This window comes from Collinsella sp. AF25-2LB (genome assembly GCF_003458415.1).
GTDB lineage: Bacteria > Actinomycetota > Coriobacteriia > Coriobacteriales > Coriobacteriaceae > Collinsella.
In genome coordinates this window covers 11,426-32,663 of sequence record NZ_QRUF01000019.1, presented here as the reverse complement: position 1 = coordinate 32,663, position 21,238 = coordinate 11,426, and the positions used below count along the sequence as shown (strand labels likewise).

The 21,238-nt window shown below is 62.4% G+C and carries 21 protein-coding genes and 1 tRNA gene; all 22 read right to left on the bottom strand.

The genetic code is table 11. The annotated features are described in order from the left end of the window. Positions 1-40: 40 nt before the first annotated feature. The gene (locus tag DWY51_RS08350; protein WP_117770519.1) at positions 41-958 is read right to left on the bottom strand and encodes a TatD family hydrolase; all 918 of its coding nucleotides are present in this window, start codon (positions 956-958) and stop codon (positions 41-43) included. Beyond that, on the bottom strand, positions 948-1,808 hold the full coding sequence (gene rsmA, locus DWY51_RS08345; RefSeq protein ID WP_117770518.1) for a 16S rRNA (adenine(1518)-N(6)/adenine(1519)-N(6))-dimethyltransferase RsmA: 861 nt from the start codon (positions 1,806-1,808) through the stop codon (positions 948-950). The genes DWY51_RS08350 and rsmA overlap by 11 nt, the downstream gene beginning before the upstream one ends. A gap of 110 nt (positions 1,809-1,918) precedes the next feature. Then, positions 1,919-3,520 (bottom strand): methionine--tRNA ligase, encoded by a 1,602-nt coding sequence (gene metG / locus DWY51_RS08340; RefSeq protein WP_117770517.1) that lies wholly within the window; start codon positions 3,518-3,520, stop codon positions 1,919-1,921. A 69-nt stretch (positions 3,521-3,589) separates the two neighbouring features. Next, positions 3,590-4,468: a 16S rRNA (cytidine(1402)-2'-O)-methyltransferase gene (rsmI, locus tag DWY51_RS08335; RefSeq protein WP_117770516.1), complete on the bottom strand. Its 879-nt coding sequence runs from the start codon at positions 4,466-4,468 to the stop codon at positions 3,590-3,592. Positions 4,469-4,474: 6 nt separating this feature from the next. After that, on the bottom strand, positions 4,475-5,536 hold the full coding sequence (locus DWY51_RS08330) for a glycoside hydrolase family 5 protein (RefSeq protein ID WP_117770515.1): 1,062 nt from the start codon (positions 5,534-5,536) through the stop codon (positions 4,475-4,477). 480 nt (positions 5,537-6,016) lie between these two features. After that, positions 6,017-6,089 (bottom strand) — tRNA-Phe (locus DWY51_RS08325). Positions 6,090-6,224: 135 nt separating this feature from the next. After that, positions 6,225-6,509, bottom strand: coding sequence for a ribbon-helix-helix domain-containing protein (locus tag DWY51_RS08320; protein WP_117770514.1), 285 nt, complete (start codon positions 6,507-6,509; stop codon positions 6,225-6,227). After that, positions 6,509-6,775 (bottom strand): hypothetical protein, encoded by a 267-nt coding sequence (locus tag DWY51_RS08315; RefSeq protein WP_117770513.1) that lies wholly within the window; start codon positions 6,773-6,775, stop codon positions 6,509-6,511. The genes DWY51_RS08320 and DWY51_RS08315 overlap by 1 nt, the downstream gene beginning before the upstream one ends. Positions 6,776-6,833: 58 nt before the next feature. Beyond that, positions 6,834-7,193 carry a DUF192 domain-containing protein gene (locus tag DWY51_RS08310; RefSeq protein ID WP_233504671.1) on the bottom strand — a complete coding sequence of 120 codons (360 nt, stop codon included), beginning with the start codon at positions 7,191-7,193 and terminating at the stop codon, positions 6,834-6,836. After that, a complete protein-coding gene (locus DWY51_RS08305) occupies positions 7,190-7,666 on the bottom strand; it encodes a hypothetical protein (protein ID WP_117770512.1) in 477 nt (158 codons plus the stop codon). The genes DWY51_RS08310 and DWY51_RS08305 overlap by 4 nt, the downstream gene beginning before the upstream one ends. Continuing rightward, positions 7,666-9,726, bottom strand: a complete 2,061-nt coding sequence (locus DWY51_RS08300; protein WP_117770511.1) for a hypothetical protein — start codon at positions 9,724-9,726, stop codon at positions 7,666-7,668. The genes DWY51_RS08305 and DWY51_RS08300 overlap by 1 nt, the downstream gene beginning before the upstream one ends. A 76-nt stretch (positions 9,727-9,802) precedes the next feature. Beyond that, the gene (locus DWY51_RS08295) at positions 9,803-10,303 is read right to left on the bottom strand and encodes a TadE/TadG family type IV pilus assembly protein (protein WP_233504670.1); all 501 of its coding nucleotides are present in this window, start codon (positions 10,301-10,303) and stop codon (positions 9,803-9,805) included. After that, a complete protein-coding gene (locus DWY51_RS09460; RefSeq protein ID WP_147333370.1) occupies positions 10,278-10,496 on the bottom strand; it encodes a hypothetical protein in 219 nt (72 codons plus the stop codon). The genes DWY51_RS08295 and DWY51_RS09460 overlap by 26 nt, the downstream gene beginning before the upstream one ends. A gap of 1 nt (position 10,497) precedes the next feature. Then, positions 10,498-11,061: a hypothetical protein gene (locus DWY51_RS09455; protein ID WP_147332621.1), complete on the bottom strand. Its 564-nt coding sequence runs from the start codon at positions 11,059-11,061 to the stop codon at positions 10,498-10,500. After that, on the bottom strand, positions 11,025-11,258 hold the full coding sequence (locus DWY51_RS08285; RefSeq protein ID WP_117770508.1) for a Flp family type IVb pilin: 234 nt from the start codon (positions 11,256-11,258) through the stop codon (positions 11,025-11,027). The genes DWY51_RS09455 and DWY51_RS08285 overlap by 37 nt, the downstream gene beginning before the upstream one ends. A 10-nt stretch (positions 11,259-11,268) precedes the next feature. After that, on the bottom strand, positions 11,269-11,910 hold the full coding sequence (locus DWY51_RS08280) for a type II secretion system F family protein (RefSeq protein ID WP_117770507.1): 642 nt from the start codon (positions 11,908-11,910) through the stop codon (positions 11,269-11,271). Beyond that, complete coding sequence (locus DWY51_RS08275; RefSeq protein ID WP_117770506.1) at positions 11,907-12,833, bottom strand: type II secretion system F family protein; 927 nt, start codon at positions 12,831-12,833, stop codon at positions 11,907-11,909. Before DWY51_RS08275 ends, DWY51_RS08280 begins: the two co-directional genes overlap by 4 nt. Continuing rightward, positions 12,806-14,134: a CpaF family protein gene (locus DWY51_RS08270; protein WP_117770505.1), complete on the bottom strand. Its 1,329-nt coding sequence runs from the start codon at positions 14,132-14,134 to the stop codon at positions 12,806-12,808. Before DWY51_RS08270 ends, DWY51_RS08275 begins: the two co-directional genes overlap by 28 nt. Further along, positions 14,131-15,774, bottom strand: a complete 1,644-nt coding sequence (locus DWY51_RS08265) for a P-loop NTPase (RefSeq protein WP_117770504.1) — start codon at positions 15,772-15,774, stop codon at positions 14,131-14,133. The genes DWY51_RS08270 and DWY51_RS08265 overlap by 4 nt, the downstream gene beginning before the upstream one ends. Continuing rightward, positions 15,774-16,433, bottom strand: a complete 660-nt coding sequence (cpaB, locus tag DWY51_RS08260; protein ID WP_233504669.1) for a Flp pilus assembly protein CpaB — start codon at positions 16,431-16,433, stop codon at positions 15,774-15,776. The genes DWY51_RS08265 and cpaB overlap by 1 nt, the downstream gene beginning before the upstream one ends. Positions 16,434-16,685: 252 nt before the next feature. After that, on the bottom strand, positions 16,686-17,639 hold the full coding sequence (rsgA, locus tag DWY51_RS08255; protein ID WP_199411404.1) for a ribosome small subunit-dependent GTPase A: 954 nt from the start codon (positions 17,637-17,639) through the stop codon (positions 16,686-16,688). 504 nt (positions 17,640-18,143) lie between these two features. Continuing rightward, positions 18,144-20,825 (bottom strand): cation-translocating P-type ATPase, encoded by a 2,682-nt coding sequence (locus DWY51_RS08250; RefSeq protein WP_117770502.1) that lies wholly within the window; start codon positions 20,823-20,825, stop codon positions 18,144-18,146. Between the last annotated feature and the right edge of the window lie 413 nt (positions 20,826-21,238).

Below are 21,238 nucleotides of genomic sequence, written 5' to 3'. Positions count from 1 at the left end.
CAGGAATTAGAATAACGGAGCGCCACCGCGAACGCAAGAACTATTTTTGAAAAAGTTCGCAGGCATTTTCCCAAGCGGCATGCGCGATTGTTTCGGCGTCCTCACCAGTGCGATCGACACGGTCGTTAACCAGCGCGTTTGCCGTAATGGAGATCATTGCGGGCTCGCATTCAAGACCGCGGATGGGCTCCGGAGCCATATACGGGCAATCCGTCTCGAACAAAATTCGATCGAGTGGGGTTGCCGCAAATGCCTCGCGCACGTCTTCGTTGCACTTAAAAGTGGCCGCACCACCATAGGCGATATAGCAGCCCAGCTCCACAAAGCGCTCCATCGTGGCGCGGTCCTCGCCAAAGCAGTGCAGCACACAACCGGCCTGGGACACGCCCACCTCACGAAGCACGTTGTAGGCGTCCACGTGCGAGGTACGCTCCCCATCCGAGTCCTCGTGCCGCAGGTGCAACTCCACCGGCACATTGCAGCGCACGGCGACTTCGAGCTGACGCGCCATGCAATCAATCTGCACGCTGTGGGGCGCCGGCGTGATGTCGTCGTCGTAATCCATGTGGTAGTCCAGACCGATTTCGCCAATACCGGCGCACAAAGGGTCATCAAGCGCAGCAACAACCTGCGCGTGAATGTCGTCGGTATAGTCCGGCGCGCCATACGGATGCACGCCGGCAAGATACTTGATCTGCGGGATATCCTGCATCGGCAGAATTTCGCGCACGAGCCAGTCGCTATAGTCCGTCACGCTGCGCTTGTCAGCGATGGGGTCGAAGACCGTCACCAACAGGTCGATGCCTGCCGCCTTGGCACGCACGAGTGTCTCGGGCACATCCTTGCCCCAGAACGAAAGCAGATGCGCATGCGTGTCGGCAAGCGGTGCCAAGGGTACGGGACAAGCAACCGTCTTCTTTTTCTTGGTAAACGTCACGCGTTCGGCATTAAGCGTCATGGGAAAGCTCCCGAGCCAGGCACACAAAGTCGGCGACGCCGAGCGTCTCGGCGCGCGTGGTGGATGCGATACCGCAAGCCTCAAAGGCGGCATCGAGCACGTCCTTGGCAAAGCCGTTGGCGCTCATGGAATTGCGGATGGTCTTGCGACGCTGAGCAAATGCAGCGTCAATCACGCGGGCCACAAATTCGCGATCGAGTCCTTCGGGCACCACACCGTCAACACGGTCGATGCGCACGACGGCCGAGTCCACGTGTGGCGCCGGCATAAAGCAACGCGGCGGCACCTCAAAGCGACCCGTTACCTGCGCATACAGGCCAAGCTTTGCCGTATAGCCGCCATAGGTCTTGTTGCCCGGCACTGCGGCAATGCGATCGGCAACCTCCTTTTGCACCATGACGACGGCGCGCTTGAGCGCCGGCATCGTCTGGAAAAATTGCAAAATGATCGTCGCCGCCACGTTATAGGGCAAGTTCGCGACAAATACCGTCGGCTCACCGCCCGCAGCCTGCTCAATCTGCTCCGGGCCCACCTTAAGCGCGTCGCCCATGATAAAGCGGAAGTTGGCATAGTCGGCGGCGTGGGCGTCGAGCACCGGTTCGAGCTCAGGATCGGCCTCAATGGACGTAACGCACGCCGCTTCCTGCAGCAACGCAAGTGTCAACGTACCGCAACCCGGACCCACCTCGAGTACGCGCTCGTCACCTGCAAGCTCGGCAAGCTCGCAGATACGCTCGATCACATGATTGTCGATTAGAAAGTTCTGGCCCAGGCGATGCTTGGTCGCAAGGCCAAACTCCTCCAGCAGCTCCCTGGTGGCCGTGGGGTTTGCCAAAGGCGAAGTTGTCATAGTTGCCTCCTTAGCATGATGGCGGCGTCTTGAAACGAAAGGGCATGGACCGTTGCGGCCATGCCCTTACATCTAAACAGCAAATTGCCGATATGGCGCTCGCGCGGTCTCTACGCCAGACGCGGGAACAGCGGATCGCCCTTCTCGACGGGCTGACCACCAGCAAGCAGGCCCCAAGCGCAAATGCCCTTGAGGTCGTCGCTCGCGGCCTCGCCCTCACAGGACAGGCGGCGCAGAGCCTCGACAGAAGTCTGGGGCATGAGCGGCATCAGCAGGTGGGCGGCGATGCGGATGGCCTCGAGCAGGTTGTAAATCACAAATGCCAGCTCGTCAGCCTTGGCCTCGTCCTTGGCAAGCGCCCAGGGCTCGGAGTCCTCGATGTAGTGGTTGGCGGTATGGATGAGCTCCATGACCTCATCCTTGGCTCCGCCGTAATCGAGCACGTCCATCTTGGCCATGTAGCGCTCGACCAGACCATCGGCGATCTTTGCCAGCGGGTTATCGAACGCGTCGGCAGACGCCGGTTTAGCCGGGGCGCAGCCGTCAAAGTACTTGCCGCTCATGTTGAGCGAACGCGAGATAAGGTTGCCCCAGCTGTTGGCCAGGTCGGCGTTGTAGACCTGCTCCATGCGATCGAAGCTGATGGCACCGTCGGTGCCGGGGACGACGTCGGTCATGAAGTAATAGCGATAGCCCTCGACGCCCAGCATGTCGATAACGTCCTGCGGAGCGATGGCGTTGCCGCGGCTCTTGGACATCTTCTCGGCCTTGCCGGTCTCGGCATTGCGCACGGTCAGGAAGCCGTGGGCAAAGACGTGCTCGGGCAGGGCCTCACCGATGGCCATGAGCATGGCGGGCCAAATGACGCAGTGGAAGCGGATGATGTCCTTACCCACGATGTGGAACTGCGCGGGCCAACGATAGGCCAGTTCGGCACGCGCCTCGTCGGTGTCGACGCCGTAGCCGACGGCCGTCATATAGTTGAGCAGCGCATCGAACCACACGTAGGTCACGTGGCCCTCGTCAAACGGGACCTGAATGCCCCAGTCAAAGCTCGTGCGGCTCACGGAAAGGTCGTTAAGGCCGCCCTCGACAAAGCTGCGCACCTCGTTCATGCGGAACGCAGGCTCGACAAAGTCGGGGTGCTCGTCGTAAAGCTTGAGCAGCTTGTCCTGGAAGGCGGAAAGCTTAAAGAAGTAGGACTCCTCCTGCACGCGCTCAAGCGGACGGTGGCAGTCGGGGCACAGGTGCTGGCCGACGCTGCCGTACTCCTCGTCGCCCTTCTGGACCTGCGTATCGGTGAAGTAGGTCTCGTCAGGCACGCAATACCAGCCGTCGTAGCTGCCCTTATACAGGTAACCGGACTCCTTCATGCGCTCCCACAGGTACTGCACGGCATGATGCTGGCGCGGCTCGGTGGTGCGAATGAAGTCATCGTTGGAAATCTCAAGCTTGCTCCAAAGCTCCTTGAAGTGCGGAGCCTGGCTGTCGGTCCACTCCTGCGGCGTCATGCCATGCTTGGCTGCGGCCTCGGCGACCTTCTCGCCGTGCTCGTCCATGCCGGTCAGGAACTTAACGTTGTAGCCAGCGGAGCGGCGATAGCGAGCCTGAACGTCGGCGATGATGGTGGAATAAGCCGTGCCCAGGTGCGGATCGGCGTTGACGTAGTAGATGGGCGTCGTGATAAAGAACGAAGGCTTGCTTTGATCCATGGGGTTTGTCCTCCAGAAAAACGTTGCATACAGGGGATGATTCTAGCGCAAGGGCTGGATATCCTCCATCTATTGCATATCGAGCACCATGGCATAGACATCGCGCTTGCGGCGCGAATACTTCTGAGACAGGCGCTTGGCCACCGCAGAGGCGGGCTCCCCCTCCTCGAGCGCGGAGCGGATATCCTCGCACAGGGCCTCGTCGGGATCCGCTGCCGCGGCGCCAACCGGCACGATACCGGCCTCCTCATCCTCGCTCGGCGGCGCGATGACCAGCGCAATCTCGCCCTTTACCTCGCCGCGAGCACGCAGCTCCTCGGCGAGCTGGGCAGCAGGCCCGCGCAAGACCTCCTCGTGCAGCTTGGTGAGTTCGCGGCAGACGGCAACCTCACGCTGGGGAAAGACCTCCGCCACGGCCTCGAGCGTCGCCACGATGCGGTGTGGAGACTCGTAGAAGATGAGCGCGCCGGGCACTACGGCAAGGCGCTGCAAACGGCGCACGCGGTCGCCGTGCTTTCGGCCCAAAAAGCCCTCGAAGAAAAAATGCTCGCAGGGAATGCCGGACGAAACGAGCGCCGTGACGCAAGCAGAGGGCCCGGGGATAACTTCGACGGTCACATCGGCCTCACGCGCTGCCTCGACCAGCGCCTGGCCGGGGTCGGACACACTCGGCATGCCGGCGTCCGAGGCAAAGGCGAGGGTCTCCCCCGCCAGCAGGCGGTCGACCAGGCCGGCGGCGCGACTGGCGATCACATTCTCGTCGCAACGGACAAGCGGTTTGGAAATGCCCAGATGCATCAGCAGCTTTGACGTCACACGCGTGTCTTCGCAGCAAATGGCATCGGCGGCGGCAAAGGCCTCGCCAACGCGCGGGGACAGGTCGCCCAGGTTGCCGATGGGCGTGCCGACCACATAGAGTTTGCCCGTATGGGCGCTGTTTTGCGTCATATCAACCTATTCAATCATGCCGCGCTCGAGCGTACCGAGTGCCGCGCGGGCATCCCATGCCGCAATGCGCTTCTCGGTCTTCCACGTTTGGAAGAACCAACCGGCAGCCGGTGCAAACGAAGCCAGCTGGTTGGCGATAAACACGCGCTCGTAGGCATTGCGCCCCTCGGGCGTAACCGACGAGTTGGCAAAAATCGCCGCACCCGACCATTCGCCCACCAGCACGGGGAACCCAGTCGAGATCGCTTCTTTAAGCTCGCGCTTGTTACGCGAAATCGCCGTCGTCAGCCCGCGGGGGCTCGTGATGTCGAGCGCATACTCGTCGCGGTAATGGTACAGGTGAAGGTCCATGTAGACGTTCTTATACTTGGCGCCGCGCATAAAATGCTTCCACTCGCTGGGATGCCCCGACGACGAGAAGACGACGATCTTATCCTCGGGCATATACGAACGAACGAGCTCGTAGGCATCGCGATAGAAATTGCGCAGGTAGTGGGCCGGAATGCCATCCGTCATGGTGAAGAGGCTCTTGCGAACGCTCATCTGCGGCGTGTCCAGCAGCTCAATGCCCAGCAGGCTCTCGGCCTCGCCATAGCGATCGGCCAAGCGCTCGAGCACGTCGAGTGCGACATGACGGCCGTTGGTGGACGAATGCCACTCGGCGACAGCCTCCGGCGTGGTGGGCGAATCGTTGGAATCGCCCTGGCCACCGGGCACGGTTGCCAGATCGAGCAGCACGCGGATGTCGTACTTGGCAGCCCACTCAATTGCACGATCAATGTAGTCGACAACCGAGATGTAGGACGCATCGGACTCCTGCGAACCAAAGGCATACCAGGGCACCGGTAGACGCACGGCATTGAGACCGATCTGCGCCATGCGGCAAAAATCGTCCTCGCTCACAAACGTCTCGTAATGGCGGCGCATGCGCTCGTTATAGGCGGCGGTACCCATGGCCTCCTGTAGCTCGGCCGCGTTGGATGCACCGGTCGCCGCGTACAGCGACGGGGTCACCCAAGGCTCGGGAATAAACCAGCCAGAGAGATTAACGCCGAGTATCCTCTCCATCACTGCCCCCTTCGGATCATGCAGGTCGAACCCGCATCGTATTACATAGGATAAGTATCGTTTTGAGTATACCCGCGTGTGCGGACAGGCGACCGAACGGTCTATAAAGTGGCGCAAAAGCGGGAGGAATGTCTGGGGCGAGCGGGCACGAGCTGGTGCGCCGAGATGTGCACGCACGTCGGAAGTAAGCGCCGGAAAGCGCATCCCATTCTTTCGCTCAATAATGGGATGCGCTTTCCGCGGGTCCGCATAAAAGAAAAGGACCCCTTTGCAGAGGTCCTAGTCAATTCAAGGTGGCGGGGAAGGGAATCGCGTCCGCGCGCTGCGCGGACGGACCGCTGCGGCGCTTGCGCGCCTTGCGAGCTACGCTGGAAAACGCTTGCGCGTTTCCTCAGCTCCACGCCCTCACGGGGTTCGATTCCGTGCATGGTCCACATAAAAGAAAAGGACCCCTTTGCAGAGGTCCTAGTCAATTCAAGGTGGCGGGGAAGGGAATCGAACCCCTGACACGAGGATTTTCAGTCCTCTGCTCTACCAACTGAGCTACCCAGCCATTTGAGGTGTGCCTTGTTTCAAGGCTTGATTAGTATAACCAAGGACGCGCTCCGGTCAACCGAGAATTTGAAAAAAGTTTTTGAGCACGGCGCCAGCCACAAGTCCAACCCTATAGAACAGCACGTTAGAGACATCAACCCGCCGCAAGAAGTTTTTCGCTCAGGGCTGCACGGGCAAACTCACTTGGCGTCATCCCTTCAGCCGCCGCCCGACGACGAATCGCCTCCTTCATCCCTAGGGGAATCTTGACCGATAGCGTTGCCGTCCCTTCGCTTGAGAGCGGAGGCCGCCCGTGCACGATCCCCCCAACGGTATGCTCGCCGTCCGGAAACCCGCCATGCTCGTACGACTCGCACCACGCGTCAATCATTTCATCCGTTACAACCTGACCATTGGCAGCCGTATACGCCTTGCTCATCATCGACCCCTCTGCCGAGCTCGCTCGATCTCTTGCCAGAATTTCTTCTGAACCGGAGACAGGGCATGAACAATGAGCCATCCACGAATTAGTTCGACCGCAACAAGTTCCACACTTCGACCATCTGGAAGCCATCCAATGGCAAGCCATCTCGGCGGCTCATCCTCCGACTCGCGGCGAATGCACTCAGTAACCGCGAACCAGGCACCAAGCACCTGCTTTTCCGTCAAGTGTTTTTTGGCGTTGGGATGGATCTCAACATCCATGCATCTTCTCCTCCATCTTACCCAATTTCGTATGACGAAAGTCCGCTGTCGCCAATTCCTACGCCGGCACTTGTTGAAGGGCGGGAGGCGTAGCGAGGATTGAAGGGCGTTCCAGTACCGCCCAGGCACCGGGACAGGAACACATGCGCCAGGGACGGACGTTTTCGTAGCACGCGAGGATGCCGCCGTTGCGGTCGATAAAGGCAATGTCGATGGGATAGGCCATAAAGCAGGTGTGAACCGAAGAGCAGCGTGGGAACGCCATGACGAGCGGCAACCCGTTGGCGGCAATCGGAGACCGTCCCAGCATGCCGCGCAGGCGCACGGCAAACGACTCCGCCACCACAAACTCGGCAGGCGTCCAACCCAGCCTGTTGAGCGCCCGCGCGTAGGCAATGTAGGATGAGGCCGCGGTCACATAACCACCCCCGGACGCCACGGATCGACTGTCACTGCGCGCTCGTGCGACAACTGCGCCGGTGCCCCCAGCGAAACGCCGGCGATGCTGAGCGAGCTCGGCCACGGCTCGTAGCGCATGGTGCAGGTATAGGTCCTAAACGTGCCGGAAAGCGAAAGCAGACCGCCATCCGATGTCGTCGCACCCTGCTCGCTCGAGACCTCGATCTGCAAGTCATAGCCTTCCATGGCATGTTGGATCTGAGCCTGAACGGTCGCGGAGGAATCGATGGAGCTGCCATCGCCCTCCCCGCTCGGCGCCACGGCATGCGCTAGCACGATATCGGGCACCACGCGGTCGAAGCGTGCGACCGCACCGGCAAAGACCATGACGTTGTACACGATAAGCGCCAGAACCAGCAGGACGGGCGTGACCACGGCCATCTCGACCGTCGCCTGGGCGCGCTCCTCGCGCAGGCGTTTGCGGATGCCCATTACGACCCACCGCCCAGGGCACCCGCCAGCGTGGCAACATCGACGGTAAGTGGGATGGAACCGCCGCCGGGCAGCGGAATCTCCGCTAGCGTGAACACCGCACCGCTGATAGTGCGCTCGACTTGATATTCCAGCGCCTCGCAAAGCGCCTTGGGGTCGGTCACGCCCAGCGGAATACTTCGTAGCTTGTCCTGCACTTTAAAAAGACCTGTGATGTCAGACCCCGGGCTCTTGATGACATTGGCGGTGTCGGTCAGCACCGGCTTTCGTAGGCGCAAGTCGCACGGCTCCAAGCCCAGCGCCGCCACGGACGCCGAAACGGTATCGCCGAGCCACGACGCAATGGAGCCCAGCGCGCCACTGTTCCCTCCCAGGTCATCGATCATCTCGTCCATGAGCTCGTCGGCCGAGCCTTGGATGTCTCCGTATCCCACAAGCAGCCGTCCCCAAACATCCATGACGTCATCGAGTACGCCGACAACGCCACCCGAACGCTCCTCCAGCGTCGAGAAAAACCGCGAGAGAACGTTGTTCTGCGCCGTCGCGTCATCGGGCGCCAGCACCGCAGCAGAGATCGCGCCGCGATCGCCAAGCCTGACTGTCGTGTTAAACGAAGAGTTGAGCTCATCGGGGCTCGAGATGGCACCCGAAACCGCAAGGGCAACCACGCCATTGCGGCCGGGCGGGGCGATACGCGGACGCTCGCCCGAAAGCGCTTTAATGGCCTCGTCAAACGCATTGCCCGCACGGTCTGCCTCGTCCTCTGTCTGGCGCATGAGCTCGAGCTCTTTGTTGCGGCATTCAACGTATTTCTCCAGGGCATTTTTGAACTCGTCGAAGTGGTACTCGAAGCCACTCTCGATAGAAGTCGTTGCAATCGCAACATAGCCCAAAGACGAGACACCAAAATGGCATTCGTCGCACGTTTCGTGACCGTCAAAAGCCGAAACAGACGCCAACCCACCGGGTGTTCCCTTTTTGTAATTAGGACAGTCTGTTCCGTAATGCAAATATGCAACATCGCCCTTAACACTTGTTGGCCAGCGTGCGTCGGTATAGAGCTCAGTCGTCCGCGCCTCATCTGGATTTCGCGGAAGGAAGGGGATATAGGCGGAAACCTTGCCGTCCTCTTCAGTTATATTTGCCCGCTCAACTTCTTCGCTCGCATAGGCGAAAAACGCCTTTCGCGCAGCAGAATCTGCTTGCTTTTCCGGACTCTCGCCAAGCGGTCTCTCATTCGCCAGGCGCTCTCGGTAATACGCCTTCGCACGATTCAGGGCAATTTGCGGTTCCCAGTCAATACTCGAGACGTAATGCTTGTTCTGCTCACCTGAGAGCTCAGTCAAACTGCCTGCGCGCTCCCACATGCATGAACAGCTACCGGCCGAAGCCGGAACCGACCCGCCGCAATCCGCAAGCCAGGCGCGTTCTTTTGCTTTCGCCGTCTCCTCTGAGGCTTTCTGCAGCTCATCTGCCGCGCGTTCCAGATCTTTCGATGTGTCTTTCATCGCATCGGTCGAGATCTCGGACCCCTCGAGCGCAACGAAATCCGACTCGGACGTCCTGGGCACGGCAAGCGCCGTACCGGTATAGGTCGCACCCTCGGTATCCTGCGCCGACACGGCCTGCGTAGCTCGCGCGGCAACCAGATACGGTAGAGCCGTCTCGATTTTCTGCAAGCCCTTGGAGGCGCTTTTGGCAAACTTGTTGCGCGTTTTAATGATCTCGACTCCCGAGTCGACCATATCGCCCGCGGCAAGCTCGGCACCCGGAATAAGGATGGCGACCAAGCCGGTGCCGATCGTGGCAAACCCCGCCAGGCCCAAACTCAAAATGCTCGCATCCACCACCGTCGCAGCCGTATGGTAGGACGACACCACATTGGCGCCTGCCAGCGCGCCGCTATCGGCAGCCACCTGGGTGTCCCCGGCACGCGACATGCTCCATATCGCCGCCGTCGACGAAAACAGCAACGTGAGCACCACCAAGATGACCACCGCAGAGGAGAGCGTGGTATAGGCACCGTCTTCGATAAACAGGTCGATCCCGGCTCGACCCATAAAGCCGCCTCGCTTGCAGCGAGCACGCGGTCGGCAACGGCCCGCAAGCCCCCTCGTCACCTTCAACAGGCAGCGCTTAATCCCATGCAGCAATCCATGAATCATAATCTCCCTCCAGCCACTCGGGACGCGATCGATACGAGACGTCGACCTTAAGCTCGACATAGCCGTTATGGCCCGTGCTACCCATAGCCTGCGCAAACGCACCGATCACGGGCAGCGGTTTAACCTCGCCGGTAACGGAAACGGACGAGACGCCGCCCGCATCGGCCCGACCAAGCTCGATATCCCACGACAGGGGCCCGCCGGCATGGAAAATCGAAACGTCGGGAACCGCGGCAAGACGGCGGCGGGCAAACTCCTTAATATCCTCGTCATCCCCCACCGTCGTCGTGGTCATGAGCCGCGCGGTCTCGGCGGCGGCAGACTCCATGACCGCGCGTGTATAGAGCAGGCACACCGGCTGCAGCGCCAACAGGACGAGCGTCAGAAACGTCGGCAGTAGGAATGCCGCCTCGACCGTAGACTGCGCCCGGTCCTCGCGCGTGACATCAATAGAGCACGATGTCCTTAGCACCCGCAGCAGCGTCGACAACCGATGTCGAGGTGACGCCGTGAGACGCCGTCCGCTCGACCAGCGCCGCCAAGCGCCCATCGGCACCGGCACGCCAAAGCCCTGCGATCGCCAGCACGATGGAAAGCAGTGCCACCGTGACGATGGCGTATTCGACCGTTGCCTGGGCAGATTCCTCACGCAGGACATCATGCATTTCACGACCCCTCCTTTGAGTTCGTTGTCTGCGGGGTCAGGCGGACCACGCGCAGACGACACGAAGTATCACCAGCATCCGCGGCAACCGTCACCATATCGACCCAGCCGCGTCCGTCACGCACGATGGCGCCCCACACGTTGCCCTTGATGTCGAGATAGCCGCTCAGAGCAAGTTGCGCCGTGGGCACCTCGCGATAGGCACGCAGCATATCCGCCGCCGCTTCGGTCATCGGTCGGCACTCGGACCATGCGAGACGAACAGCGACGGCATTGTTTGCAGATGAACCCGTTGCAGCGTCCGCTCGCTCGTCGAGTGCTTGCAAGAACGTTTGCGCCGTGACGGCGGCATTCGCATCGTCCGCGTCTCGCGCATCGTCTATTTGAGACGCCGCAGCCGAACCCGAGCCCGCATCCGCGGCAACCCCTAAACGTTGTTGCCGTGCTGCGTTAAGCCCCCAAACCGCCACTGCCACCGCCACGACCGCACAGGCGAGCACCAGCAACGCGCCGACGGGACGGGCGCCCTCTACAGGCTGTTGATGCCCTCGCTGATAGCGCTCCATAGATCTTGGACCTTGCCCTTAAATGCGACGATGGCAATGATAGCGATCACCACGAGCACACCGACCAGGATGGCGTACTCGGTGGTGCCCTGCGCGCTCTCCTCCCGCAGCAGTTCCTCGGCACGCTGGCGAGCGTGAATTGACTGGCAAAACGCCCAGCTCCAGACCTTGCCAGCAACGTCAGTCATCGTATTCATGTATTCCTCCCTACATCATCCCGCCTGCTCCCAGCAGCGGGCCCAATATGGACAGAAGCAACGCCGGCAAGATGAGCGTGCCGGTGGGAATCAGCAGCTTGACCGGCGCGCGCTCAATCTCGCGCTCGACTGCAGCGCGATGGGCCGCGCGAATCTCGCGACTTTGAGCCGCCAGCGTCTCGGCAAGCGGGGCACCGAGGGCAAGCGCCTGCCCCGCTGTAATGGCAAAGGTCTCGAGCGCCCGCACATCCAGGTCGCGCGCGGCTGCCAGAAGCTCATCCTCTCGCGTCCCTACGCCCACCCGCCATGCCATGCAGGCTCGCTCAAGGCGGAGCGCCAACGTCGATCGGCGATTGGCGCAAAAAACCTCAAGCGCCGCATCGAACGAAAGGCCGGCCGAAAGCCCCAGACGCACCACGTCGATCATCTCGGACACCTCGCCAAGCGACACCTGCGCCGTACCACCCGTGCCGAGCATGCCTTTCAACCGTGCTGCCAGGGCATCGGTCACCGATCGAGCAGCCGTAACAACCAGCAGCGCTTCGCGTTTGCAGGCCTGGACGATCTTGTGTGCGTCCGCACGCTCCAAACCCGTCACGATAAACACGCTGAACGCGCACAGGCACGCCGCGACCCCGACCAGGGCGCTCATAGCTCCACCCGCATAATGCGTCGGATGACCACCAGGGCGACGGCGTTGAGAGCAAGTCCCAGCACCACGGCACCGGCACCCGCCGGCGTTACAAGGCCGCGGCGAAAATCGGCCGAAAGCAGCACCAGCACCGCGCACATACCCGCCGGCATCGCCGAGACCATGTGTGCCGACATACGAGCCTGCGATGTCTTGACGTCCAAGCGGCGCTTGAGCTCAATGCGCTCCCCCACCATGCTCGACGCCTCGGATAACAGGTCGGCGAGCGGGGCACCGGTTCGCTGCGACACCTTGAGCGCCAAAGTGACAAGCGAAAGGCCGGGGGCATCGATACGGTCGAGTAGGTCATCCAACGCATCAGTCGCCGAGACGCCGCAGTCGATCGCCGCCGCCACGCGCAAAAACTCGGTATGCACCGGCTCTTGCGCGTGGGCCCCCACAAACCTCATGCCCTGGGCCAGTGAATGACCCGAGGCGAGCGACATGGAGAGCGCCGTAAAGGCCTCGGGCATGGCTTCTTCCACATCGTGTTGCTCGCGGCGACGGTCGAAAGTGTCGCGAGCGGCGCCTACGCCAAACGGCGCGAGCAGCCCCAGAACAAAGCCGATAGGCGACAGCGATACGACAGTCAGGACAATGCCGCAGACGCCACTCGACAGCAGCAAGCATGCCAGGCACGCCTCATCATCTTCGATGACAAGGCCAAGGCGATGTGCTGGAATCAGCAGCGCCCAGGAGCGGGCAGTCTTTTTTAGCAGGTCGTTTTCTACCAGCTCGCGCGGCAGTTTCTCGGCCACCGACTCAAGCGTATGACGGGCCAGCTCCGCCGGCGGCACGCGCGGCGCACGAGGCTCCGCCCCGCACGCCACCGCGGCAGAAAGCCCCGTCAAACCCCCTACGACGAGGGGCACAACGATCTCCACTCGTCCACCTCCTCTTGCGTGAGCGTTCCCGAGCGCAGGCCCTCTGCGATAAACGGAGGCTCGCGATCGAGCGTCCAGGCGCGCGTGGCGGCATCGAACGTCACGTAGCGCTCAAGCTCCACGCCGCCTGATGCGCCGCGTCGCACCCCCGAATAGGAGGACACGAAACGCCTGCCGTCCGCATGGCGCTCGGACATCACGATGCCGTCGAGCGCCATGGCAATCTGCTCCTCGATAAGCTCGCTCGGCAGGTCGATGCCATAGCGCGCAAGCAGCGTCAAACGCACCACGGTCTCCTGCTCGGTGCCCGCATGAAGCGTGGTGAGCGACCCATCGTGCCCGGTGTTCATGGCCTGCAGCATGTCGCAACATTCCGCACCGCGCACCTCACCCACCACGATGCGGTCGGGACGCATGCGCAGGGCGTTGGTCACCAGGTCGCGGATTGTCACCGCGCCCTCGCCCTCAATTGAAGCCTCGCGTGCCTCCAGGCGAACCACATGCGGGTGATGCGCAAACTTGAGCTCGGCGGAGTCCTCGATCGTCACGATGCGCTCGCCGGTGGATATTTCGCACGATAGCGCGTTGAGCAGCGTGGTCTTGCCCGACCCCGTGCCACCTGCAACCGCCAGATCCTGACGCAGCGATACCGCGCACGACAGCAGCTGTGCATACCAAAGCGGTAGCGACCCCAGGCCCACAAGCTCGTCCAACGAACAGATGCGGTCTGAAAACTTGCGGATGGTGAGAATTGGCCCATCGATCGCCACAGGCGGAATCACCGCGTTGACGCGATAGCCCGTCTTGAGGCGAGCGTTGACAATGGGGCTGCGCTCGTCGATGCGCCTGCCCAGCGGCGAGATGATGCGGTCGATGAGCACGCGGATTTGCTCGTCATCCTCAAACGCATGCTCGATGGGATATAAGACGCCACCGCGCTCAAAGAAAGCCGATCGGCAGCCGTTGACCATGATCTCGGTGACGGTGTCGTCCTCGATGAGCGGCTGCAGCGGGCCCAGGCCCACCACGTCGTCCAGGATCTCATCGATGATGGTCTCGCGCTCGGGCGTCGCCAGGTCGCCCGGCTCCTCCACGTTGAGCGCCGCCTCCACCGCAGGACGCAATTCCGAGCGGGCGCGCGCCGGATCGATGTATGCGCTGATACGCGCCACCTCGTCATAGCCCATGCGGTCCATCACGGCGCGCTTGGTGCGGCGCTTGACGGCACGGTGGCGCCCTGCGTCAACAGGCACTGTCGCCGCGGCCGCGCCGGCCGCCTTAATCCTTGTTTGCAAGCTCATCGCGAATCACCCTCGCGCGACCAGGGAAGACGGATGCGCGGGCGCTCGGTGCGCGTCGCGCGGTCGGTGACCATGTCACTCCAGGGACCGATGGCGCAGCCCAGCTCCACGAGCATCTCGCGCGTGGCTTCGCGCACGCTGGTGGCAAAAGCGCTGGTCTGGCCCACCGCTTCGTCAGCACGGCCGAATGCCATGAGCGCCGCCAAGTCCTGCCCGCCGTCGGCGATGCGGATCTTGGAGCTTAACGCACAGGTAATCTCAAAGCGCATGGCGGCATCCTCGTCGGCGCCGCGCGCGCCAAACCGGTTGAACACGGCGCTCATGCGCGTACGTGGCACGCCCACACGGCTCGCCAGCTCGATGACGCGTGCCGCGGACGTCGCAGACGACACCGATGGATCGCCCACGACCAGGCAGCGGTCGCTTGCCGCCACTGCGGCCGCCACGGCGTCGCCCCAAAAGACCGAGGTGTCGACAAGAACCACGTCGGATTCACGGCGCAAGACGTCTAGCAGCAGCTCCACCGGACGTGCCATGAGCTCGGCCTGTTCGGGCGCGGCGACCGGACCCCAAAGCGTAACGCCCGGGGCCACGCGCATCGAGGCGGCCACGATGTCCGACTCGGCAAGTGCGCCCGCAGCCGATGACTCGATAAGCGTCGCCATGTCGTGCGGGGTATCGGCACCCAACAGGTCGTAGAGGTTTCCAAACATCAGGTCCAAGTCGAGCACGGCGGCACGCAGGCCCAGCAGCGACGCCGCGTGCGCCATGGTGGCGACGATCGTCGACTTGCCGCAACCGCCCGAACCCGAGACGGCGCAGACAACCGGGGCTCGATGCGACGGGGCGGCGGCATCCGCCGGCGGCGTGGGGGCAGGCGGCGCCGACACGGGCGGCAACGTTCCCGTCTCCCCGGCAGCGCTCATATGCTGCGCCCAAGCCGGCATGGCAGGTTGCTCGGCCCGCGGGGCCGAGTCTGGAGACTTCACGGCCGCATCGGCACGAATATTGTCGTTCCCAGCAAGCCCCTCAACCTCGTCGAGCTCATCGACCAGGCTCACGCCATGCACGTATCCCATATCTACAGCCAGAAGCTCCTCGCCATACGGCACCGGCTCTCCGGCATCATCGTATGCAAGGGGATCCCGGGGGCACCGACCATGCTCGGCTTCCGCTTTTCCACAATCATCAACACGCGGGCCTCTTGTAGCGCGAGGCGCCCCGGGTTCCCTATCAACAAAAGCATCGGGCTCAATCGTCAGACACCGGTCGTAATCAACCGTTCCCTCGCCCGCGCGCCCGTTGCCGCATATGCTGCGCGCAGCGATAACCTCGGTCGCCCCCGCGCGAAACAGCCCCTCGATATCCGAAGGATCGAGCGTCTCTATCAGTACGACCACGCGGCTCACACGGCCCTCGGCCGTCAGGCGTGCAACAGTCTTTCGCACGTCTTCGGCATCGAACAGGGCTGCCGCGATAATCGCCGCCCCGCGACGCGACGGAAACGCCCGCGCCATGGACACCAGCCCATCCAGGTCGCCCACGCGAAGCACCTGCGCGCCCGCATCGCGACCCTCGACTTCCCGCTGCAGCAATCCGTAATCACCACACGCGCAGCATGCAAGCCAGATCGCCTTCATCACTCGTCGCCTCCGCTCTTTTTGCCGCGCACCGTGGCGGGAATCGTCAAACTGACCGTCCCCTTGCCCGAGGCCCCCAGCAATTCCTTAACGTCTTCGGGGTCGGCCGCCAGCGTCACCCATTCGATCTTGCCTTCGCGCGTGGCGCCGGCCACTTCGCTGGTATCGATCACGCGCGCGCCGCACAGCCGATCGGTCACGCCATCTTTTTGCACGTACACGTCCACATAGCTGCCCACGCCCGTGGCGCCGCCGACCGAGTGCTCGGCATCGACCGCCACCGAAACGGCGACCTTGCCTTTGGGCACCTCGAGCTTGTGGCTTTCGGCCTTGGTGTAGGCATCGCAAATCACGGCATTTTTAGGGATGCGTGAGGTCGTCACGTCGCCGCGCACCTGGCGCAACTCGGTCGCCGCATCGCGCGGCAACAGACTCGCCAGCCATTCCTGGGTTATGACATTGGTCTCGTCGAGCGTCTCGCCCGCATCGATATCGCGTGCCGCGACGCACACCTCGACGCGATCGCCGCCGTACTTGGCCAGCGTCTCGGCCTGGGCCTGCTCGGCTTGCGAGCGAATCGACGAGCTGTAGACCATGCAGAGCGCCGCGGCAAGCACGCCCGCGGCCAGACTGATGGCGATGCGCTTGCTCTTGTTCACGGCCGCTCCTCTCATGGCGGTGCCGGGTAAATGCCCGTACCACCATTGTCTGGGCGACCAGGGCGCAAAGCGGCGCAATCGCAATCTTGGTTTTACGTGTCAAACCAATTGCTGACCAAAAGCTGACCAGCCCGTCAAGCTCGTGGCAAGGTTTTGGTCAGCACGTCGGCAAACTGCATGTTTCGAGGCTTTTCCGCAGCAAAAAAGCCGTCTCCCGAACAGTTGGGAGACGGCTGTCATAGGAAAAATCAATTACAGATGAACATCGGGATCGAGTATTTGAGCGCTCACGCGCATGGATGACGCCAGGTTTTGGAACGTTTCCAAACGCAGACTGTCGATCTGCCCGGCGTCCTCGGCCTCGCGAACGGCACAACCCGGCTCATGGGTATGCGTGCAATCGCCAAACCGGCACGCGCGCGATGCCTCGACAATCTCGGGGAAGGCGCGCGCCAGACCCCGCTCGTGACCCACGAGCGGTAGGCTGCGCAGGCCCGGGGCATCGGCGATCACGCCGGCGTCGCCCGGCAGCGCCACCATCACACGCGCGACGGTAGTGTGACGGCCCTGGTCGTCGCGTTCGCGCACACCGCCAGTCGCCAACGTATCGTGGCCCAGCAGTGCATTGAGCAGCGTCGACTTGCCGGCACCCGACTCGCCCAGAATCATGGCGCAGCTCCCGGCGGGCACGCAGGCACGGACCTCGTCCAGGCCGCGGCCCTCGGCAGAGGACGTCACGATCACGCGCACGTCCGGGCCCACCAGGCGGCGCACGCGGTCCAGATCGCGCTCGAGCTCCTCGGCATCGCAGCGGTCAGCTTTGGTGAGCACCACCACCGGCTCGGCATCGCAGTCGAGCGCCAACACCAGCGAGCGCGCCACGCGGTCGAGCAGCACCTCGCCGGCACCGAGCGCCTGCACGATTAGCACGCTATCCACGTTGGAGCAGAGCACCTGGCGCTCTCCGCGGGCACGGCCGCGCCAACGCTCAAAGCTCGTACGGCGCGGCAGCACGCACTCAATCACGCCCATATCGTGCCCGGGAGCGCGGCGCACCGCCACACGGTCGCCCACGGCAGGCAGCAGGACCTCGTCCTCGCCGCGCGACTTGGCAAACCCCACGGCATGCTCGGCGCGGAAGGTATCGTCGGCAGTCGCCACCAGCGGAAACCCGCGATCTAAGCGCACCACGGCGCCAAGCTGCATCTGCTCGGGCTCCTCAGCATGTGCGCAGAAATCATCAAAGGCAGTCTGCTGGGTTTCATCGACCGGCAGGTCATCAAACGCCGGAACGTCCTGCAGCGCGTCAAGCCCCGGCACGCTTGCCAGCAGCTCCTCGGCAGATGCGGGGGCCTCGGTCGCAAGCTTCCGACGACGATCGCGCTTAGCCCGCGCCCCCGTCGTCCTTTTCTTCGCCTTAGCCTTCGCCTTGCCCACAAGCGCCTCCCAGCACCATAAATCACAACTGAGCAGGTATTTTAAATCAAAAAGAGCTGGCCGGGCAAAGCCCTAAATCAAAAAGAGCCGGTCGAGCAAACGCTCGATCGGCTCACAAACTTTCCCTCAGCCCTTTATCATCCGCGCGGGAGAAAAGCCAGCAAGGATACCGCAGGGCCCGCCCCGGAAGCCCTTTCTCCCGAACGATCCCGCAGCGCGAAGCGCGAGGACCAGTGAGGGAGAAAGGGCGTGGGGCGGGCCCGGACGAGAACGTTACTCCTTCTCGACCGCGCGCATGATCGCCTTGTAGATTTCCATCAGCGGGATGATCAGGAAGGCCAGGCCCAGCGCGGCAAGAACGCCCTTGAGCTCAAGCGTCACAGGGCCAAAGAACATCTCGGCAAGCGTCGGCTGCACGGTCACGATCACCGTCAGCACCAGTGCCAGCGCGGCGGAAGCCCACAGCCACTTGTTCTGCTTCTTCATGGTGAACAGCGACGCACGACGGCTGCGCATATTGAAGCAGTGGAAAATCTCGACCATGTTGAGCGTGATGAACGCCATCATCACGCCTTCCTCGTCGGCATTGCCGGCGATCATATCGGCGATGTGGATGTAGCCCATGTCAAAGTACACGCCCACAAAGAAGCTCGCCAGCACCAGCACGGTGATGATTAAGCCCTGGACCACGCAGTCCAGACCCATATGTCCGGCAAAGACACCGTCCTTGGCGTTGCGCGGCTTGCGCTTCATGATGTCACCCTCGGCATCCTCCATGCCCAGCGCGAGCGCGGGGAAGCAGTCGGTGACCAGGTTCACCCACAGCAGCTGCACCGGCTGGAAGATGGTAAAGCCGATGAGCGTGGCGATAAACACCGAGAATACCTCGGCAAGGTTGGCCGAAAGCAGGAACTGGATGACCTTGCGGATGTTGTCGTAGATGCGACGGCCCTCTTCGCAGGCACCGATGATGGTGGCGAAGTTGTCATCGGCAAGCACCATGTCGGCGACGTTCTTGGTGACGTCGGTGCCGGTGATGCCCATGCCAACGCCGATGTCGGCGCGCTTGATGGACGGGGCGTCGTTGACGCCGTCGCCCGTCATGGCCACGATCTGGTCGCGCGACTTCCAAGCCTCGACGATGCGGGTCTTATGCTCGGGCTGGACGCGGGCGTACACGCCGTAGTCCTCGATGTGCGCGTCGAGTTCCTCGTCGCTCATGCGATCGAGGTCGGCACCGGTGATGGCATGGCTGCGATCGGTGACGATGCCCAGCTGCTTGGCGATGGCCACGGCGGTGTCGATGTGGTCGCCCGTGATCATGACGGTGCGGATGCCGGCGTCGTGCGCCTCGCGGATAGCGTCGGCCACCTCGGGACGGACCGGGTCAATCATGCCGGACAGGCCACAGAAGACCAGGTCATGCTCAAGCGCAGCGGGGCTGCAGTCGGCGGGAACCTCGGTGTAGGTGCGGCTCGCCAGCGCCAGCACGCGCAGGGCCTCGTCTGCCATGGCCTTGTTGGCTGCCACGAGCTCGGCGCGACGCTCCTCGGTCAGCGGGACGACCTTTTCGCCCTCGTAGATATGGGTGCACAGGCCGATCACCACGTCTGGCGCGCCCTTGGTGTACTGCTCGTACTCGCCGTCCAGGGTCTCGACGACCACGGACATCATCTTGCGGCCCGAGTCGAACGGGGCCTCGCCCACGCGCGGGTGCTCGGCAGTCAGGCCAGTAAGACCAGCCTTGCCGGCATCGTTGACGAGTGCGCACTCGGTCGGCTCGCCCACGGCCTCGCCCAGCTCCTCGTCCCACTGGGCATCGGAGCACAGCGCCATGCCGGCCAGGAACTTCTCCTTGGGCGCAGCGAGCTCGTGCTTGACGACGGTCATCTTGTTCTGGGTAAGCGTGCCGGTCTTGTCCGAGCAGATGGTCTGCGTGCAGCCGAGCGTCTCGACAGCAGAAAGCTTGCGGATGATCGCCTGGCGCTTGGCCATCTTGGTCACGCCGAGCGAAAGGACGATGGTCACGACGGCGACCAGGCCCTCGGGGATGGCGGCGACGGCGAGCGAGACGGCGACCATAAAGGTGTCGAGCAGGGCAGTCGGGTCGGTAAGGACGTTACCCACGCCGTGACGGATGATGTCGACGCCAAAGATCACGACGCAGATGACGATAACCATAATGGTAAGAATACGGCTGAGCTCGGCGAGCTTCACCTGCAGCGGCGTGAGCTCTTCCTTGGCCTCGGCCAGGGCGCCAGCGATCTTGCCCATCTCGGTGTTCATGCCGGTACCGACCACGACGGCGCGACCGCGGCCGTACACCACGGTGGAGCCCATGTAGCACATGTTCTTGCGGTCGCCGAGCGGCACGTCGTCGGTGCCCGCGGCAAGCTCAATCACGTTGGCGTGCTTCTCGACCGGCACGGACTCGCCGGTCAGTGCGGCCTCTTCGATCTTCATCGTGGCGCTCTCGAGGACGCGGCAGTCGGCCGGGACGGAGTCGCCCGCCTCGAGCATGAGGACGTCGCCGGGCACGAGCTCGGCGCTCGGCAGATGCACGAGCTTGCCGTCGCGCAGCACCTTGGACTGCGCCGCGCTCATCTCCTGCAGGGCCTCGAGGGCCTCCTCGCTCTTGGCTTCCTGGACCACGCCCAGCACCGAGTTGACGATAACGACGAACATGATGATGGCGACATCGGCAAAGTCCGCCTCGCCCTTGACCATGCCCGTGAGTGCGCTGATGACGGCGGCAACGATCAGCATGATGACCATAGGGTCGGCCATCTGCTCAAAGAAACGCTTCCACAGCGGCGTCTTCTCGGCTTCCTCGAGCTTGTTAGGGCCTGTCTTGGCGAGGCGCGACGACGCCTCGCCGTTGCTCAGGCCGAGATTCTCATCGACGCCTTGGTCGCTGAGCACCTCCGCCGCGGCGGACAGGTATTCCTTTTGCATATAGAGTCCCCTCCTGGGATTCGGGCCACTCAGCAGATTGATGCCCGATCATAATTCCCAGGAGAAGGGCAAGGGCTCATCAAGGCTGCCGTGCTGAGCGGCAGTTGATAGTGGAGCTATGGTACCCCAAAGCGACGCGTCTAGCCAAAACATTCCATCTGGAAACACGGCACAGGCGCAACGGTGCAGACAGTGTGATGCTCAAGATTGATAAAACGTTTTTTCTTCGGCGCATCATCGAACTAAAATATCGCCCAGATAGCAGCGGTTAGAACGGTTGGTAAAGTTTTGCATATACCGTTTTTCCGCAAAAAATGAACTTCTAATTCGGCATACGGTCGATTTTTTGGGGTATTCGGTCGGCATTTCGTTATAATCATCTCAGTTTTATTTCTTATGGTTTATCTATCAGC